The sequence below is a fragment of the Vibrio sp. V38_P2S17PM301 genome (genome assembly GCF_009904845.1).
GTDB lineage: Bacteria > Pseudomonadota > Gammaproteobacteria > Enterobacterales > Vibrionaceae > Vibrio > Vibrio proteolyticus.
This window is the reverse complement of record NZ_WXWO01000004.1, coordinates 1-17742: the sequence shown is the minus strand read 5'-3', so window position 1 is coordinate 17742 and position 17742 is coordinate 1. Positions and strand designations below refer to the sequence as shown.

General features: G+C 52.2%; 12 protein-coding genes. 4 read left to right on the top strand and 8 right to left on the bottom strand.

From position 1 onward, the window contains the following. Nucleotides 1–55: 55 nt before the first annotated feature. The gene (locus tag CAG64_RS01895; protein WP_021706301.1) at nucleotides 56–1312 is read left to right on the top strand and encodes an aromatic amino acid transport family protein; all 1257 of its coding nucleotides are present in this window, start codon (nucleotides 56–58) and stop codon (nucleotides 1310–1312) included. A gap of 136 nt (nucleotides 1313–1448) precedes the next feature. Then, a complete protein-coding gene (locus tag CAG64_RS01890) occupies nucleotides 1449–2057 on the top strand; it encodes a hypothetical protein (protein WP_237668209.1) in 609 nt (202 codons plus the stop codon). A gap of 114 nt (nucleotides 2058–2171) precedes the next feature. On the opposite strand, the gene CAG64_RS01885 is transcribed toward CAG64_RS01890, so the two are convergent. Continuing rightward, nucleotides 2172–4133 carry a starch-binding protein gene (locus CAG64_RS01885; protein WP_161447335.1) on the bottom strand — a complete coding sequence of 654 codons (1962 nt, stop codon included), beginning with the start codon at nucleotides 4131–4133 and terminating at the stop codon, nucleotides 2172–2174. 299 nt (nucleotides 4134–4432) lie between these two features. Here CAG64_RS01885 and CAG64_RS01880 point away from each other — a divergent pair, with 299 nt between their 5' ends. Then, nucleotides 4433–4645: a hypothetical protein gene (locus tag CAG64_RS01880; RefSeq protein WP_161447586.1), complete on the top strand. Its 213-nt coding sequence runs from the start codon at nucleotides 4433–4435 to the stop codon at nucleotides 4643–4645. Nucleotides 4646–4712: 67 nt separating this feature from the next. On the opposite strand, the gene CAG64_RS01875 is transcribed toward CAG64_RS01880, so the two are convergent. Next, nucleotides 4713–5975 carry a hypothetical protein gene (locus tag CAG64_RS01875; RefSeq protein WP_161447585.1) on the bottom strand — a complete coding sequence of 421 codons (1263 nt, stop codon included), beginning with the start codon at nucleotides 5973–5975 and terminating at the stop codon, nucleotides 4713–4715. 257 nt (nucleotides 5976–6232) lie between these two features. Here CAG64_RS01875 and yegD point away from each other — a divergent pair, with 257 nt between their 5' ends. After that, the gene (gene yegD / locus CAG64_RS01870; protein ID WP_021706306.1) at nucleotides 6233–7585 is read left to right on the top strand and encodes a molecular chaperone; all 1353 of its coding nucleotides are present in this window, start codon (nucleotides 6233–6235) and stop codon (nucleotides 7583–7585) included. 38 nt (nucleotides 7586–7623) lie between these two features. Here yegD and CAG64_RS01865 read toward each other — a convergent pair whose 3' ends face one another. From CAG64_RS01865 to CAG64_RS01840, 6 genes are all read right to left on the bottom strand, one after another. Next, on the bottom strand, nucleotides 7624–8196 hold the full coding sequence (locus CAG64_RS01865) for a hypothetical protein (protein ID WP_021706307.1): 573 nt from the start codon (nucleotides 8194–8196) through the stop codon (nucleotides 7624–7626). 175 nt (nucleotides 8197–8371) lie between these two features. Beyond that, the gene (locus CAG64_RS01860; protein WP_161447584.1) at nucleotides 8372–9451 is read right to left on the bottom strand and encodes a toxic anion resistance protein; all 1080 of its coding nucleotides are present in this window, start codon (nucleotides 9449–9451) and stop codon (nucleotides 8372–8374) included. 11 nt (nucleotides 9452–9462) lie between these two features. Beyond that, nucleotides 9463–10167 (bottom strand): phospholipase D-like domain-containing protein, encoded by a 705-nt coding sequence (locus CAG64_RS01855; protein ID WP_021707464.1) that lies wholly within the window; start codon nucleotides 10165–10167, stop codon nucleotides 9463–9465. Next, nucleotides 10164–15035, bottom strand: coding sequence for a DNA repair ATPase (locus CAG64_RS01850; protein WP_161447583.1), 4872 nt, complete (start codon nucleotides 15033–15035; stop codon nucleotides 10164–10166). Before CAG64_RS01850 ends, CAG64_RS01855 begins: the two co-directional genes overlap by 4 nt. Before the next feature lie 61 nt (nucleotides 15036–15096). Then, the gene (locus tag CAG64_RS01845) at nucleotides 15097–17184 is read right to left on the bottom strand and encodes a hypothetical protein (protein WP_021707462.1); all 2088 of its coding nucleotides are present in this window, start codon (nucleotides 17182–17184) and stop codon (nucleotides 15097–15099) included. A 10-nt stretch (nucleotides 17185–17194) separates the two neighbouring features. Beyond that, the coding region (locus tag CAG64_RS01840; protein ID WP_161489263.1) for a DUF1449 domain-containing protein at nucleotides 17195–17742 on the bottom strand (548 nt) is incomplete at its 5' end.

Below are 17742 nucleotides of genomic sequence, written 5' to 3'. Positions count from 1 at the left end.
GTTTCAAAATGTATAACATTCCTGGACTAAAATATTAGAAAGAAGCGAGTCTAGGGTGAAACAAACTATAGAACTATCAAAAAACAGTGACCTGTCAGCAGGCGCGACATGGACACGCCATGATACACATTGGGTTTTAAGCCTGTTTGGCACCGCCGTCGGAGCTGGCATACTGTTTCTTCCAATCAATCTTGGTATTGGTGGGTTCTGGCCGTTAATGATCATGGCCGTCCTGGCATTCCCGATGACATTTCTGGCCCACCGGGGGCTAGCAAGATTTGTGCTTTCTTCGCAAAATAAGCAATCGGATTTTACTGACGTGGTGGAAGAACACTTCGGCGCTCAGGCTGGACGCCTGATTTCCCTGTTGTATTTTCTGTCTATTTTTCCGATTCTGTTGATTTATGGTGTCGGCCTGACCAATACCGTCGAAAGTTTTCTGATTAATCAGGCTGGCATGGCGTCACCACCGCGTGTGCTCTTGTCTGGTGTGCTGGTGTTCACCATGATTGCGATCATGATGGGTGGCGAGAAATTGATGCTTCGCGCATTCGCCGCAATGGTGTACCCACTGGTTGCAATTCTAGGCTTTTTGTCTCTGTACCTTATCCCAAACTGGCAAATGCCGTCACTGGATATGCCAAACATCGCCAACTTCAGTCAAACACTGTGGCTTGCCGTCCCCGTCGTCATTTTTTCGTTCAGTCACGCGGCAGCCATTTCCAGTTTTGTCGGCGTACAACGTCGCCACTATGATGATCAGGCAACGGTCAAATCCGAGCAGATTTTAAAGCGTACCAGCATTATGCTGATTGCCTTTGTGCTGCTATTTGTCTTCTCTTGCGTGTTGACGCTTTCTCCGCAGCAACTCGCTGAAGCTAAACAGCAAAACGTCTCTGTACTGTCTTATCTGGCCAATGTCACTCACAACCCGTTTATTGCCACTTTGGGCCCGCTGGTCGCATTCATCGCCATTACTTCCTCGTTCCTTGGCCACTTCCTCGGCGCACGTGAGAGTCTGAATGGCTTGGTGACTAAACACAGCGACCTGAGCTACTCACAAGCCGACAAACTGGGCGTGGTAGCGATGTTCTTTGCGATCTGGTTTGCGGCTGTCATGAATCCGAGCATTCTGGGCATGATGGAAGCACTGTCTGGCCCGGTCATCGCCATGATTCTGTTCATCATGCCAATGATCGCGGTCTATAAAGTGGATTCGCTCAAAGCATACCGTGGCCGACTGAGTACGTACTTTATTCTGCTGGCCGGCGCTCTGGCCATTTCTGCCTTACTGTTCAGCCTGATAGACTAACCAGACAAAGCTCCTTCGGGAGCTTTTTTGTTGCCCCCATCCCCCTCTCCTGCTCCGCACCAGTCACTCAGATATATTTGTCTTATCCGTCATTTCACCTAGCTTTCTTTTATCCTCAGAACAAAAGGAACCGATCATGCTGAGACTCTCCGTTGCCGACGCGCTGGAACGCCAGGCAGATTATGGCTGTGCCACGCTTGGACACTCTGCGTATTCTATCTATCAGTTACTCCTGCGCGATCAAGCTCATTTTCAGGCCGGCCAAAAAAAGTTTTTGCAGGTCATTAACGATATCCGTTTGTTGTATAGCCGAGCTTCAATGTACAACGAGGGCGGTGCTTGCGTGTTTAAGGGTGGCCAGGTCGAAGTAGCGGACAATAAAATGTTCTACCAATATTGGCTGGCGTTGCTGAACAATGGAGATCTCGACGGCGGATCACGCACCGGTATGTCTTCTCACAACAGTACCGATGAACAATTTGAAATTCTGTTCCCAAACCGGTGGGGAAATTTGCTGTTTGGTACCCGTAACGGCTGCACCTGGTTTCAAACCGAAGCGTACGGATTTACGGCCCCGATGAGCACCTGGGGCGGGTTTAAAGATACGATGGGCCATGCCAGCACCACCGTTCAATATTACGGCAGTTTCAAGACTTATCAGGTCGGTACTTGTGGCTACTCATCTCATACCGAATCCAACCCACTGCGACTGGCTTATCGGATGGTGCCCAATGAACCAACTTAATCCATTCATCGCATCTGTGTTTTAAACATTGTGACGCTCTCAACACCTTGCGAGATCCACCGCGACAACGATTAGCCAGAAAGCGGCACAGCTCATCACCGTGCCGCTTTGACGTTACTGCGAAGTCACGGTGATGGCCTTCGTCTGGCTGTCAAACGTGATCGTGTAGGTGGCATAATCACCGACTTGATAATCAGCACTTGGATACGACTCACTCCAGTTGCCATCATCAATTTTAAAGCGTGCGGGCGACTCCTCCCCGTTAAAGCTCTGCACCGTAGTGTACAGGCCTGTCGCAGCCTCATAAGTGAGTGCGCTCACGCCCCAACCGTTTGAGGTTCCACGGAAATACCAACTCTCGTTGCCCACATTGCTACTCTGACAGAAGTCACTGTCACGCCACGTTCCGTTCTGGTAACACAACGTCGGACTGCTGGCGGTCAGATCAGCGGTTTGGCTGGCGCCGTTATCGCTGAAAATTACCTGAAGTGAATTGAGACCGACACCAAAATCGTAGCAGTATCCGCCATTTTCAGCCGTCATCGCGACGCCCGGCCAGGTTGCATTCGCTACGGCCTGATCCGCATTGACATTCCAGTAATGCAAATACGGTTGGCTAAAGTTTTGTGCATTGTCAAAGCAGACTTTTGTCTCTGCGGCCGTGCCGCCACAGTCCTGGCACACGGAGCCGAGTTTCGCGCCAATGTGAATCGCAGCGGCCTGATGACTACCGACAGTAAAATGTGCATACCCCTGACTGTCGACGGTGATCGTCGTAGCGCTGCAATGACCGCTCTGGGTGTCGAAATCACCGGCAATGATGTCACAATACTCGCCAGCGGGCATTCCCGTCTGGAAACTCTGATTGATGCCTTTATTGTCATCTCGATTGATCACCACAAAGCCCAGCCCGCCACGACCAAACGCCACCTGATTGTAACCATCGTCCCACCAGTCAGTGACCTGCCACTGGGCTGCTGTGTGGTTGCGAAACGCCACCATGTTGGCTACACCACGCCATTTGTGTTCGCAGACCCAATCACCGCCATCAAAGCCACACGCATTACCAGAATGTACCCCTGTCGATGGTGGCCCGGCATCAAAATTACTGAAGTAGTACCCCGACATCACTTTTGGGTAGCCGTAAGGATACGCCAGAGTAAACACGTTCCCGAGGAAATACAGATTGCCAAAGTCCTGATGGCTGAGAACCTGGCCAGGATTATGGCGTTCTTCGTCATGGTTGGTCACAAAGGTCACCGCATCGTCGCTGCTCAGCCAGCCGCTCCACGAACCAATCCCCTGCAGGTCTTTAATGCCACCTTGCTTAAATTTAGGCCCGATGGTCCGGGCGAAGTTAAATTCCGTCACGTCTCCGATATACGTGTACTCGCTGGTTTGTACCGGCTCCCCTGCCGCCCCGATAACCTCCTGATAGATATACGGGCTGCCGTTGAGCTTGCTCTTGATCGCCGCGATGTCGCCGGCCGGGATATGCTTGGCGGCATCAATCCGAAACCCCGCCACGCCCAGACTGAGCGCATCGTTCATATAGTCTGCAATTTTCTGCCGAACGTATTCTGACTCGGTTTTGAGATCGTTCAGCCCAACCAGATCGCAATTTTGAATCGACCAGCGGTTGGAATAATCGATATCGCCCGTGCAACTGTGAAAATCATTACTGCTGTAAGGCACTTCTGGAAAATAGCGATCTTGTGCTGCCATATGGTTGATCACCGCATCCAGATAAATATCGACCCCCACCGCTTTACAACGCTGGACCATATCCGCAAATTGAGCCCGGGTTCCACTGCGCCCTTCAAAAGAGTAACTAACAGGTTGGTAGCGCGCCCACCAGGCAGCATTGTTGACGCTTTTTTGCGGCGGAGACACCTGAACCGCAGAGAACCCCTTAGGGCCAAGAAAGGTTTCGCATTCGGTGGCAATATCCGGCCAACTCCATTCGAATAAATGGACAAATGCGGTTCGTGGCACCTCCGCAGCGACGGATGGCGTCACACCGCTCAGACCTCCGAACAAAAGGAGCCCGGCAGATAAACTCTTTTTGAATTTCATATTCTTCCCTTCAATTAAAAAAACAAAAAAATAAAGGCTGCTAAGCACACCCGTGTGCTAAAAAGCCATCAAAAACTGTAAGAGAAGAACCGCTGAATGCCTCAATATCCGTTTGATATTGTGAGAGTTATCATCAATTGTGGTGGTGAAAGTTTCCCCTTGTTAGATATGGTCACATTTTGTACAAAAGAGAGTGAGAGCGGTAGGAAAGTGAAGCAGAATCGCGGTTGGAAATAGAAAATAGCCATGTATTTCATGTGGTTAGAAATATGACAGTTCGGCGACAAGGCCTACATAATGTGACGTTCAGTCAAAATGTGTCACCCCGCACGTGCTCCGCCACCGGGGCCACCTTATCAGATCACGTGTTCGGTTTTTTGCCAAACGGCCAAGTCAGACAACAACTGAAAACCGATAGCCTGCAGAAACTGACACCCGGTCTGGTCGCCATACCCAACCAGAACGAGTTGGGGATGCTGGCGCGCAACCGACTGAACCAGCTTCTGTTGTGAGTGCACTTATCTTGGACAGCCCGCCTCTGAAACACCAGAGCCACGCTCAGCGGATGTGATCCGCCTGTCACTCACGCTGAATGATACGGTTAACAAAGTCGTACAGCCTGCTGCGAACTTCATACTCTCGCTCAGACAAGTGCGCGGGAGAGTGTTTGTCGACGTGTCGAATCTGGCGTTCCCGCTCGTGCAGCGAATCTCCGACCCGCAAATAGATCTGGTTAAGAAACGCCATGGTTTTTTCCATCAGCAGTTCGCTTTCCAAACAGGTCAGTATTCGTGTTGAATCGGGCACGTCGGCTAACTCCGCCAGAATATCTATCGCGTGCTGAGAATACCCGGCCGTTTGGGCTGCAAACAGCTGAAACTCCTCCCGGCCATCTGCCCAGCGCCATAAGTAAGGCGCATGTTTCAGTGTGCCCAGTCCAATCACAACCACTTGATCGTCAAAATACAATTCCAGGCGCCGGTCCCAGATGTCACTGCCTTTACCGCCTTGCACTTCAAACACCATTTGGTGCTCCTTTGCCTGCAACGTCCCCTGTGCATACAAATACGTTTCCGCACCAGGCTGACGCAGTAAATCCACATGCATGAGCGCCTCTAGCTGTGCTCCTGTCACATCAAAGCCACTGACCTCCCAGGCGGAATATTGCAGCAGACGCACCAGACCCGCGATAGCATGGACTCCCATGTCCAGCCCGAGTCCGGCGCCACCGGCCATCTCCGGTTCCAGCAGCCGACGCTGATTGATCGCCGCAATGTTGTGCTTCAGTCGGAAAGCGTCTAACGCCGGCACGCTGTTAACAGGGTTATCACTGGCGACGGCAATGATTTTATTTGGCCGTTTGGTGGACAATGCATCGTCACGCTTCAGATACGCATCCAGAGAGGGGGCCACCAGCGCGGTATCGACAAAGTAAAACCGCGTGCCCCGCGCACGCATGGCCGGGATCAGTTGGTGGAAACCCCGCTCACACTGGTGCAGCGAAAACGACGGTTTTTCCACCACAATCAAGCTGTTGGAGGAGAGTCCGTGTTGATACAAATCCTCAATCAACGGCAGGTGGGTCGCGACTGGGGTGAGCAGGAAGCTGGCGGCAACGGATTCTGTCGAATGTTGTTGTCTGTAGGCTTGCAGCGAAGCATAAGCATCGGCGTACTCAAACGCGTATTGCTGACGTCGTAATAGTGCGTCCGGGTGACTGACGGCCGGATCTATCGCCACCAGATGAAAGCGACGTTGCAGTTTACGAAGTAGCGGTTGATAAAGGGCAATGACCGAACTTTTGGGGTCGCCCAACCCGCCAAATACCAGAATGGTTTCCATGGTTTGTTCTCCCAAATCGTGCAAGATTGTGCAGGTGAGTGATCAGCCTAACAGTCGCTGCGACGAGAAATGTGTATAGCAAGTCAATCTGCGTCAGCAAGCGATGAAATCTAAGCTTGCGCTTACTCAGCGGCCATTTCAGCCGGCGCTTCACAATTTTGGCGAAACCCTATGCAACAGCCAAAATTCAACTAGAGAAGCGGCCCGGCTTGAGGTAGCATCTCCGACCTTTTTTCGCGATAAGTTGGAGGTGGCACATGTATATAGGTTTTGATTACGGTACAGCAAACTGCTCGGTAGCCCAGATGGTGGGCAAGGAGCCCCAACTGATTGCGCTGGAACAAGAAGGTTTGTACATTCCGTCAACCCTGGCCGCTCCGACCCGAGAGTCGGTGTCTGAGCACCTGTTTCGCCATCGCCGTATCTCACCGGCTGATAGCACAGGTGAGCAGTTATTGCGCCGTGCCATTGCTACCAACCAAGAAGAAGACATCGAGCTCCATCCTGATGATGTGGTATTCGGTCAGGCGGCATTGACCCGCTATCTCGACGACCCGCAAGAAGTCTATTACGTTAAATCCCCTAAATCGTTTCTGGGCGCAATCGGGCTTCGAGACGTACAACTGAGCTTCTTCGAAGATCTGGTGTGCGCCATGATGGCCAACATCAAAGCACAGGCCGAATACCACACTCAACACAGTATTGATGATGCCGTCATTGGCCGGCCAATCAACTTCCACGGGCGCGGTGGCGAAGCGTCAAACCAGCAGGCCGAACGGATTCTCCACCGGGCCGCGAAACGTGCGGGATTCCGTCATGTTGAGTTTCAGTTTGAACCGGTCGCCGCCGGTCTGGAATACGAAGCCACACTCCACCAGGATAAAACCGTTCTGGTGGTGGATATCGGCGGCGGCACCACCGACTGCTCGCTGATTCAAATGGGCCCTTCTTTTTGCGGCCAGGCCCAGCGCGAGCACAGTCTGATCGCACACAGTGGCCAACGGGTAGGCGGTAACGATCTGGATATCCATCTGACGTTTAAACAACTGATGCATCCTTTCGGCCTTGGCAGCAAAACCAATGACGGGCTGGATATCGCTTTGACACAATTCTGGAACCCGATCGCCATCAATGACGTCAGCGCCCAGAGTAAGTTTTATGCCCGGGAAAACTTGGCAGAACTTCAACGTCTGGTCAAAAACGCACAGGAGCCACAAAAACTTGCCCGTCTGATGGCGGTGTATCAGGATACCCTGGGCTATAGCCTGGTGAAGAAAGCGGAAGAAGCCAAAATTGCGCTGTCTGAGCGCCAAAGCATCACCACACAACTGAAGATAATGTCGGATCTGTGTGAGGTCGAGATTCACCGTGACGCCATGATCGAGGCGATCGCAGCGCCACAACGCAAAATGGTGGAACTGGTGAGTGAGGCGGTCACCTTAGGTGGGATTAAACCGGATGTAATCTTCATGACCGGCGGCTCGGCCCGATCACCGATTCTGAAAGCAGCCGTACAACAGACGCTACCCGGCATTCCAGTGGTGAGCGGCAACTATTTCGGCTCCGTCACGGCAGGGCTGGCTCGTTGGGCACAGGTTTGCTTTCGTTGATTCGGAGGCCGGCCGCTTAATCGCGGCCGGCAGACGGATTACTCGGAATGCTCAATCACGTCATCGGTAAAATCGGTTTCCCAGAACTTGTAGCCTTGCACTGTCGCCTGAGCGGCTGCCCCCCACAAGGCCGTCTGAAAGACTTTCACCCCATTGGCATCATATGAGGTATTGGCGGCAGCCTGATCACCCTCTTCGGTGGTTTTCGCGGTCGCATCTGCTTTAGCCCCGGCGTCCCACCCTTCTTCTTCAAACCGCTTCATCGCTACTTGATTATTAAATGCGTAAACAAACGCAATTTTCTTAAACCCGAGCCCAAGCCCGGCTCCCAGCGATGCAAAACGATAATAGCTGATAGCACCACCCTTGTGATACGTGCACACGCCGCCCCCTGACGCAGCCGCCAGCAGATAACTGTCACTGCCAGTACACACCAGATACGCCATACTACCCGCCACCGCAGACTTAGCCCCAGCGTGCTCGTTGTAAATTTCCTGTAGCGCGGCATTGGTCTCCTTCTGAGCATTTTTCTTTTTCGCCGCGGGTGTGTCACCGGTGGCGCAACCGGCCACCAAAGCCGCCAGCGTGATTGCAAGCCAGGTTTTGTGCATGGTCTCTCCTTAAGCAAATGCGTGTCCTGTCCATTTATGCTAGTACATAAACGCATTAAGCCACGTTTCTTGCGATATTTTGTCTTCGTAACCCTTCCCACGCCCCGACGACGAAGACAAAAAAGCCCGGCTGCGCAGGCAGCCGGGCTTGTATGAACACCCGATAAGAGGGCGATCAGCGTTGCAGAGATTGTTGCAGCGCCACTTTGAGCTCCTGCTCAGCTTGCGCGATCACTTTCTCGGCTTTTTCCCTTTGCGCCCGCCCCTCTTTAACTCGGGACAAGGTGTTGTTGAGCGTTTCGATGGTCAGTTGATTGACCGCCTGCAGTGATTCCACATCCAGAATACCGCGCTGGTAGTTTTCGGCGATCTGTTCTTCCAATACTTTCAAGCGTTCGGCATTCTTCACGTATTGCTTGTTGGTATAGTCTTTCACCGCACGTGTTACCGTCAGCGCCTTTTCCTTTTCATAATTGGAAATGGCGATCAGGAACTGACGTTTCCACAACGGGAAAGTGTTGTGAACGATATCCTGAATATCTTCCATCAACATCTTATTGCCTTCCTGTGACAGACGGATCTGAGGCGCAGTCTGAACCGCGGCAAGCCGGGTCAACTCCAGATTGTGGATCCGTTTTTCCAGCCGCGCGACCGCTTGCGTGGCATCACGATACTTCTGTGCATCCAGTGCATCACCGCTTTGTTCAGACGTGGCCAACAGTTCCGGCAAGAGCTGTGTGTTGAGCTGTTGCAGCTTGTATTTTCCGGCCGCAATAAACTGCTCCAACCCACGCAACAACTCCAGGTTATTGTCGTACAACCCGTCCAGTTGCGTGATGTCGTGTGCCAGTTTTACTTCCTGAGCTTCCAGTTGCTGGGACAAAGTCTCCAGTTGCTGTTTCACCGATTCAAAACTGCGTGAGAATTTTTTGAACGAATCAAACAACTCACCGATCAGTGGCAGCTTCGCCAGGAAACTGTTCCCATTTAGCTGGTCAAACGCGGCGCTGTCCATGGATTCGACCATCGACTGGAGGATCTCACCCGCATCACCGGTATCCCTGACTCGCACTTGATCCAGCACGTTGTCCGAAAAGGCCGTGATCTTCTCCAGCGCTTCCTTACCAAAGGTGATGGTCGCCACCGAATCAAACGGATCAAAACTGTCAGACAGAGCCACCACTTCAGGGCTCACTTCCGGCAATGGCTCAGTCGGGGCGGTTGGCTGAGTTTGCGGATTGGTTATCGTATTCATGCCAGCTCTCCTTAGGTTGGCTCGTGACAGGGAAAACGCTGCCACAAGTCTTCAAACTGCCGTGCAAACGCGGTCAGGAAGCGGCGATCGTCCGTCAGTGTGATGTCTTCCTGATTGTAACGTGATGCACTGCGTGTCCAGTTAAAACTGCCGTTAAGCAGACGTGCGCCGTCAAACAAAGCAAACTTATGATGCATGTGGTACGAGGTGGTGTCGATCTTGACATCAATGCCTTTGCGAGCGAGATAGTCAATGTCACTGCCCGCATCATTGATTTTGTCGTTGTCCGTGATCACCCGAACTTTAACACCGCGTTCGTGCGCCGCTACAATGTGCTTGGTCAGCTCATCATCCGCAATGGTAAACACGCAGATGTCAACGCGATTGCGGGCCTGACGCAATTGCTCAATGATCCCGGCGGCACATGCACGGCCCGGAGAAAACCAACTGGTCGCCACTTCTGCCGCCTCGTCAGTGCGAGTATTGTCGAGCACTTTCACCACTCGCTCCAACCAGCGCACCACCGCTTGCGCATCCATGCCATCTTCAATGCTTTTCTGTGCCAGTTTAAAGCTTTGATTGCGTAGGTAAGCACGATCATCATCAGACAAACCGGCGGCAACCAGACTCGATTGCAGCTCACGTCGCTCGTGATCATCCAGACGACCATCTTCCAGCGACGCCGTCAGCCAGTCGAGCCATTGTTGTTGGTTCATTGTGTTTTCTCCCGTTGTTTTGGCTGAGCAAATCGTGCCACATGCTGGTTGAGCATCGCCAGTTGCTGCACGACCTGACCTGCACGGTCGCTGTCATCGCCCATCATTTGTTTGCGTTGATACGCCAGTTTAATTTCTTGCCAGCGCGCCTGCTGTTCCTGGGTCAGGTTACCGCGCAGTTCTGCCAGCTTGAGCAGGTTCTCTTCCGTCCCGTTGGCCAACGTCTGCGCTTCGCCCTGGTAGTGGTCCTGCAGTAACGTATTGAGCTCCTCTTCGGTCATCACCGACGAGATCTTCTCAGCCAGCTTATTCATGTTGCGGTAGGATCCCTGCAACTTGAACGGTGGTTCCACCCGGTATTCATCTGCTGTCGCCGCAGACAGAATGTACTGCTGATTGACCTTGAGCACGGTTTGCTGCACCTGCATCAGTTTCTGTAACGTGGCGACAATCTCATTGGCTTCGGTGGACGAGTAGGAATACGACATGTCACTCAGCGCAATACCCTCGCCCTGTGCCATTTGCACAAAACGGTACAGATCGTTGAGATCACGGGTGGCCAGTGGTGCCAGTACCGGGTTCGACGTCAACGAGTTTTCAATAAAGCTCAGTTCGAACGCGTACTGCTGATCCGACAACATGTCACCGAGGTTATAAATGTCCGCACGGTTCGCCAGCATGTCCGGAATACGGAACGCTTCACCGCTTTCGGTGTAAGGGTTACCCGCCATCACCACCGCGAATTTTTTACCACGCATGTCATAGGTTTTGGTCTTACCTTGCCAGGTACCTTCAATCCGTCGGGTACCGTCACACAACGAGATAAACTTCTGCAGCAATTCTGGATTGGTGTGCTGAATATCGTCGAGATACAACAGGACGTTATTGCCCATTTCAAACGCCAGATTGATCTTCTCAATTTCACGCGCAGAGTTTTGATCCGGTGCATCGGCGGGGTCCAACGACGTGACCTGATGACCAATCGACGGGCCATTGATCTTCATGAACACCAAACCCAGTTTGTGTGCCACGTATTCGATCAATGTGGTCTTACCGTAACCCGGCGGCGATATCAGTAACAGCATTCCCATTAAGTCTGTGCGTTTCTTATCACCCACCGTGCCCATCTGCTTGGCGAAGTTATCCCCGATCAGATGCAGGTAGCTGTCGCTGATCAGTTTGTTACGCACAAACGAGGTCAGCGGGCGTGGTTTAAACTCACTCAGACGGAACTGATCTTTTGCCTGATTCAACAGCGCGGTACGCTGGCTCAAATAAGCGTCGAACTGCGGCACCACTACGCTGCGGTGGTGTTCACCGCGCTGAATGAAGTCATCCAGAACCAGTGTCAGTTTGCCTTCTTTCACCCGTTCATGCTCACCCAGCAAGCCGTCCACCGAACAGGCGAGAGAGAAATCAACGCTGCTGAGCAGACGCTGTGAATGGGTTTTGCATACCGCAATCGCTGCGGCTTCCACCACAAAAGCTTGCCCATACTGCTTGTGTTCGGTGTACGCCGCCAGCCATTGCTGGTGGTCGGCAAACGCCTCATTCAACGGATGGTCATCGCCATTCCAGCCAAGGCTGCGACGGTATTGCAGATAGTCTTCACACAGTTCAAACGCATCCTGACTGACGTCGATTTGCACATCAGGCACCGCCAGCAAGCGGATCAGGTACTCGCTGCTCTCAAGTGCGGCATGACCGGATATGGTGTCTGCCAGCGCTTGTTGAAGTTGCACAAACGCCTGCGAGGAGTTGAGGTGCTCTTTCAGCATCTGGGCATTTTTAGCCTGCTGAGTCCAGCTATCCAGCACCTCTTGCGTTTGGGCCATCAACCACAGTAACGCGTGGGCGCGAGCGGCCTGACTAAACCGCAACAGCCCGGCTTGCTCAAACGTCGGCAGCACACGTTGCAGAATCAAAGCCGCATCGTGATCGTGAATCCCTTTGACGTAGCCTTCTTTGTAGCGTGGCGCTGCAAAGCTTTGCACCTGTGACAGCAGTTGTTTCTCGCGGTTGGCTCGATAGAGCCTCTCCAACGACAGATCGTCCTGCTTATTGATGGCACTGTTTAGCATCAGGTAGGCGAGGTATTCGCCTCGGTACACCGACTCACTTTCCGACGACACATCCAAGCGTGCAATTTGCTGTAAAGACAAAAACGCGTCATCGACAATCGGCTGATAAAAATCGGTCCCGGAAATGTGCGTGCACAACTGTTTGTTGTGCTCCACCAGACTGAGATCCAGGGCCTGCTGATTGACACTGAATTTGTGTCGGCCAAGACGCAGCACCTTGCCGCCATCTTCGAAAATATCCTGATTGTCACGCAGCGCACGCAGCGATTGATCCTGCAGTGACTTCATCCGCGCGTCCAGGCTGTCGGCTTTGACGCTGTCACCCAGATCACGAATCGACTGAGACAACTGGTGCAGCTTTAACACCATGGCATCGGTGGCGAAGTAACTGTTGAGCGAAGACACCTCGTCAAAACGCGATACCCGCTTTTCGATGCTGCTCATCGTAACGTTGGCGGCCTGCAGCAGGTTCTGTACCCGGCGCTGCTGCGCGGCGATCAATTGCTGCTTGTGGTTGTCGAGTGTCGACTGAATTTCGTCCCGTTTGGCGTAGATTTCCGCCAGAAACTGATCGAAGTCAGCAAAACGCGATTCCAGCTTATCGAGTTGCCCCACCAGTTTCGCCAGTTGCGTATCACATTCGTCTGGTGTGTCCGCTTGCTCCATCGCGCTGCTGACCGACTGACCCAGCAGTTTGAACTGAGCACTGAACTCTGCCTGGGCTTCGTGACTTTGCAGGCTCTGGGTCTTATTACGCAAGCGAGCAGACACGGCATTGAGCAGCGATGACACTTCGGTGGTCATATCCAGAATACGGGTTGACTGAGTCGGGTCATCGGTTTCAATTTCCGTGACCTCTTCCGTCACCAGTTGCAGGTCTGCACGCAATGTGTCGACTTGTGCCTGCAACTCCTGAATATCAGCTGTTTTACTCACGTCCACCAAAGCCGCTTCAATATCCTGAATCTGCTGCTTAAATGGCTGATACGCTTTTTCTTCCTGCAACAGCGCCAGCAGTTGGTGATTGAGCTGTTCGCGGTTCGTTTGCAGTGTCTCCAGCATCGTATCGACGCTGGCCGCATCCATGTAATGTTGCTGGCGCAGTGCCATGGTGGTGCCCACCTGGGCCTTCACATCGGATAGCAGGCTGAGCAGCACATTGGCCTGCTCTTTCGGTGCCAGCTTAATTTTGGCGATCAGATCTCTGACAGCTTGTTGATGCTCACCCAAACTCTCTGTCGCGTGCTTTTGCATCTGCAGGACTTTGGCAAACTCATCAATGATTTTGTTTGCTGTGTCCATCAGACTGTTGATCACCTCCCCCATACCCAGGGCGTAACCGTGATTGAGCCAGTGATAGTGATCCAGTGTGCTCTGACACTCTTTCAGCAGGACTTCAAAAGCGGCCTGGGTCACGTCCTCTGTCTGCGCGAGCTGGCAAATCGACAATACCGACGAGAGTGCGCGCACCAGTTCAGCATTGCCAAGATTAAACAGCGGGCTGGAACCATCCGCACTGGCGTTTTGCGCGGCGTAATGTTCCGGCGTCGAGAACGGGGTGTCCCAGATACGCAGGGGATGGATGGTGGACGCTTCTGCGTTTTCCGACAACTGGAACACCAGCATACGGCCATCCGGGTAGAGACTGAAACCGTGGCTTTCCAGCGGCGCGGCGAATTGTTTCTCAATCATGTTGTAGGTGAAGCCAACGTAGTGACCATCCAACATATTGAAAAAGAAGTAGATCAGATCTTCCCCGTTAGGCGAGGCGATCTTCTGGAAAAACTTCAAATGCTGCCAGGGCATGTCAAACAGCTTACTTTCGCCGTTCGCCAACACATAACCATGAGAAAACAGCACGCCGTGATCTTCCGGCAGCGCTTTGATGCTGTGCCGCAGCGCATCCGCCCGGGTTACGGTTTGATTGATAGGGTTATAGATAAAGTAACGTGAATCTTTTTCGCGGTTCGGCTTGATTTTCAGTGCGATCAGGTCGCCGATAAAGGCGTACTCAATCAGGGCATCGGCCACGCTCTGGTGTGGATCTTCGACTTCTTCGCGGTAGATGCCTTTGCCATCATCGGTGTTGTCCTCGATCTTGATGGTCAGATCACCTCCGACACATTCGACGAACAACTTGTCGCGGATCGACACATGAGGGTGCGTTCCCAGAACATGGTCTTCACGTGTGGTGGTGATCCACTGCACATCGTGCTGCTGCACACTTTCAAGGTGCTGATTGCCCAACGCATCCAGATACTCGACCGAGTTAGCATTGAGCTGGAAACGGAACACCTTGCGGTCTTCGACCCGCATACCAATCTGAAATACGATATAGAGCACGCTTTCCTGACGCGAGATTTGCGTCAGCTTAGCGTCGCTGTAGTACGTAAAAAGTTCGGTGAATTCGTGCAGGAAACGGGGATCGGTCAGGAAGCTGTTTTCCAGTGGCAACGGCTCGATGCGGAACGTGCCATCTTGTTCATGCAGTTGGTATAAACCAAACACATCTTGTAGCGAAGGCGCCGCTTTGAGGCCAAGGTGAACCTGATAACCGAACAGGAGTTGTTGATTGACCTGCGCCATATCGATAGGGATCGAGCGCGCTTCCGTCTGAACATTCGCCTTACCGACCAGTTGGCTCTCACGGCCGCCAAAAATGGCCTGACGATTCTGATTGAAAGTCTGAGAAAGGGTTTTGAGCTGTTTACCTTGCTGAAATAAACGGGATTTCAGTATTTCGTACGCCCCACCCTCGCTCACTGCTTGTTGAGTTGTTTCGGACATGCAATTACCTAATCGATCCCGCCTCTCATCGGGCGGGATCATGTGGGATTATCGACGTAGTTTATTGATTGGTGTCAGCAGACGTGTTCAGAGTTGCCTGAATTTTCTTCAGCAGCTCCGTCGCCCCGCCCTGAGAGTTCAACAAACCAGCCAGTGCGACGTTACTCAGGTCGCTGCTCTTCAGGTCTGTGTTCTCCAGGATGTCTTTGATGTCTTGCGGCATGCTGCGCTGACCATCAACGTACTCAGACACTAGTGGATTCAGTACTTTAGATTCGGCAAATTTAGCGTCCACTGCGGCCGCATCCATGATAGTACGGCGAATTTGCTCCATACCTTCACCACCGAACAGTTTGATATCAGCCTGAGCCAGGGCTTGTGCCAGGGCTTTCGCATTTTCACTGACCACGGCTTTCTGCGCATCGATACGCGCGATTTCCAGCTCTTTATCCTGTTGCAGTTGCATCACCCACTTATCGTGTTCACGCGTGTGCTCGTCGTATTGCTGCGCAGCCTCAAAGCGCGCAGTCTGAGCTTCCGCTTCCGCCAAACCTTTCGCACGCAGAGCCTGAGCTTCCGCTTCACCGGCGGTTTGCAGTGTGTACGCCTCGGCTTCACCCACTTCACGAATCGCCAATGCACGTTCACGTTCGACTTCCACTTCCGCCAGGCCAGTCGAGCTGATCATCTCTTTCTCGGCCTTGGCCATACGCTCTTTCGCCGCCGCTTCACGCTCTTTCGACACGTAATCCGCTTCCGCACGTTTGGTTGTGACGATCTGCTCCGCTTCCGCTTCGCGTGTCTTCACAGCCAGCGCATTTTCAGCGTCACGGGTACGAATCTTCAGTTCAGCGTCATTTTCAATCAGCAGACGCTCGGCTTTTTCACGCGCCGCTTCTTTCTCGGCACGGGCCGCCACCAGCAACTCAAGCTGTTTAGCTTCTGCCAGCGCTTCCGCTTCCGTCAGCGTCACACGCTTTTGACGGTTAACCTGTTCATGCACACGCAGGTTTTCCGTCTCTTCTTCTTCGCGAGCGATCTTGCGTTCGATTTCAACCCGCTGAGAACGCGTTTCTGCCACCGATTTCAGTGATTCTTCAATGGTGGTTTCTTTTTGCATTTCACGTTCAGCCACTTCCGTGGCGGTGCGGACTTTCTCAGTCTCTACCGAACGAGTCAGTTCTTCTTGCTGAATCGCAACTTGACGCTGGTTCGCGATGCGCGTCATTTCGACTTCCATCTCTACGCTTTCACGTCGTTTCGACACTTCTTCTTCGGTTTCCAGCTTCGCCAGTTGAGTAACGCGTTCATACTCTTCGCGTTTTTCTGCCGCCAGCGCTTCTTCTTGCGCTTTGATGATTTCAATTTCACGTCGAGTGCGGGCTACACTTTCCTGCTCCTGTTTGTCCAGTTGCAGTCGATTGGCTTCCGCTTCGACATTTTTCTTCTTCATCGTGGTCCGCTCATCCTGACGGATGGCGTTGGTTTCAGTATTCTTCTGCGCAGTAATCATCGATATTTTACGGATACCTTCCACGTCCAGAATGTTGTCTGCACTGTGCGCATCCAGCGAAGTCTGGTCGACTTTGTCGATCACCACATCGTAGATTTTAAACCCGTCCATCTCACTGCCAATCACTTCGACCACGGCGTCACGGAATGCACGGCGGTTCGTCAGCAGCTCTTCAAATTCAAACTGTTTCACTGCTGTTTTCAGCGCTTCAGAGAACTTAGGCTGGAAGTGTTCTTTCAGGCGGTCGATGTTTGACGCTTCGTGAGCCGTAAACAGCTTCGCCACACGGATGATGTCTTCTTCTTCATGGTTCACACCAATGTAGAAATCCACTTTCAGGTCAGCACGAATATTGTCGCGACAATGCAGACCTTCGTACTCTTCCCCTTCCTGATCTTTCCGGCCACTGCGGACAACAGAAATTTTCTTGCGGGTAATGTCCATGTATTCGTGTTGGTTGATCACCGGCCAGACAAAGGTACCCGTCAGAGACGCACGCGTGGCGTGCAATCCGTTGACGATCAGTGCGTCACCTTCACCTCGAACTTTCTTATATCTCGACGTCAAAAAAATTAAAATCAGTAAAAAAATACCGACTCCAGCACTAATAAAAATTACGCTTGGAGAAATTTGCATAGCCAACTCCTTATGCTTGGATATCTTTAGCCACTATATAGTGATTTGTTGTTTTATCTTGGGATACGATGACGACTTCATCGCCATATTCTATTGATAACTCAGATTCAGACGCACGAGCATCAAGTAAGAATTCACTGCCATTGTGGTGTACCATGACTTCACCACGCTGTTGATTCACCGTACCGCTGTGAACACGGCCTTTTAAGCCAATGAAATCAACTTTGGCAAAACTTTTCTTTTTATCAAATAACGGTGCCAGAGGCTTCAGTAGCCAGGCCGCAATAAACAATGCCAGATAAGCGTTGACTGGAATCGTCACCGCCTTGACAAATCCAAACCCGATTATTTGCGGTAATAACGTCAATCCCTGGCTCACATAAAATGACAGGATGGTTGCGACAAAGAAGCTCACACACAGCACGATCATAATCGGTACCTGGGTCAAAATCGGCGGCAGGAACAAACCGGCGCCCGGGATATTGTCCAGATCAAACGCTTCCATATCCGGAGCGACGCTTTCCACGACGTTGAAGATCAGATCGACCAGCATAATCG

Bases quoted from the DNA above. Each gene is read 5' to 3' on its own strand.
- CAG64_RS01885 (WP_161447335.1), bottom strand. From the start codon at position 4,133: ATGAAATTCAAAAAGAGTTTATCTGCCGGGCTCCTTTTGTTCGGAGGT.
- CAG64_RS01865 (WP_021706307.1), bottom strand. From the start codon at position 8,196: ATGCACAAAACCTGGCTTGCAATCACGCTGGCGGCTTTGGTGGCCGGT.
- CAG64_RS01890 (WP_237668209.1), top strand. From the start codon at position 1,449: ATGCTGAGACTCTCCGTTGCCGACGCGCTGGAACGCCAGGCAGATTAT.
- CAG64_RS01845 (WP_021707462.1), bottom strand. From the start codon at position 17,184: ATGCAAATTTCTCCAAGCGTAATTTTTATTAGTGCTGGAGTCGGTATT.
- CAG64_RS01875 (WP_161447585.1), bottom strand. From the start codon at position 5,975: ATGGAAACCATTCTGGTATTTGGCGGGTTGGGCGACCCCAAAAGTTCG.
- CAG64_RS01850 (WP_161447583.1), bottom strand. From the start codon at position 15,035: ATGTCCGAAACAACTCAACAAGCAGTGAGCGAGGGTGGGGCGTACGAA.
- yegD (WP_021706306.1), top strand. From the start codon at position 6,233: ATGTATATAGGTTTTGATTACGGTACAGCAAACTGCTCGGTAGCCCAG.
- CAG64_RS01855 (WP_021707464.1), bottom strand. From the start codon at position 10,167: ATGAACCAACAACAATGGCTCGACTGGCTGACGGCGTCGCTGGAAGAT.
- CAG64_RS01860 (WP_161447584.1), bottom strand. From the start codon at position 9,451: ATGAATACGATAACCAATCCGCAAACTCAGCCAACCGCCCCGACTGAG.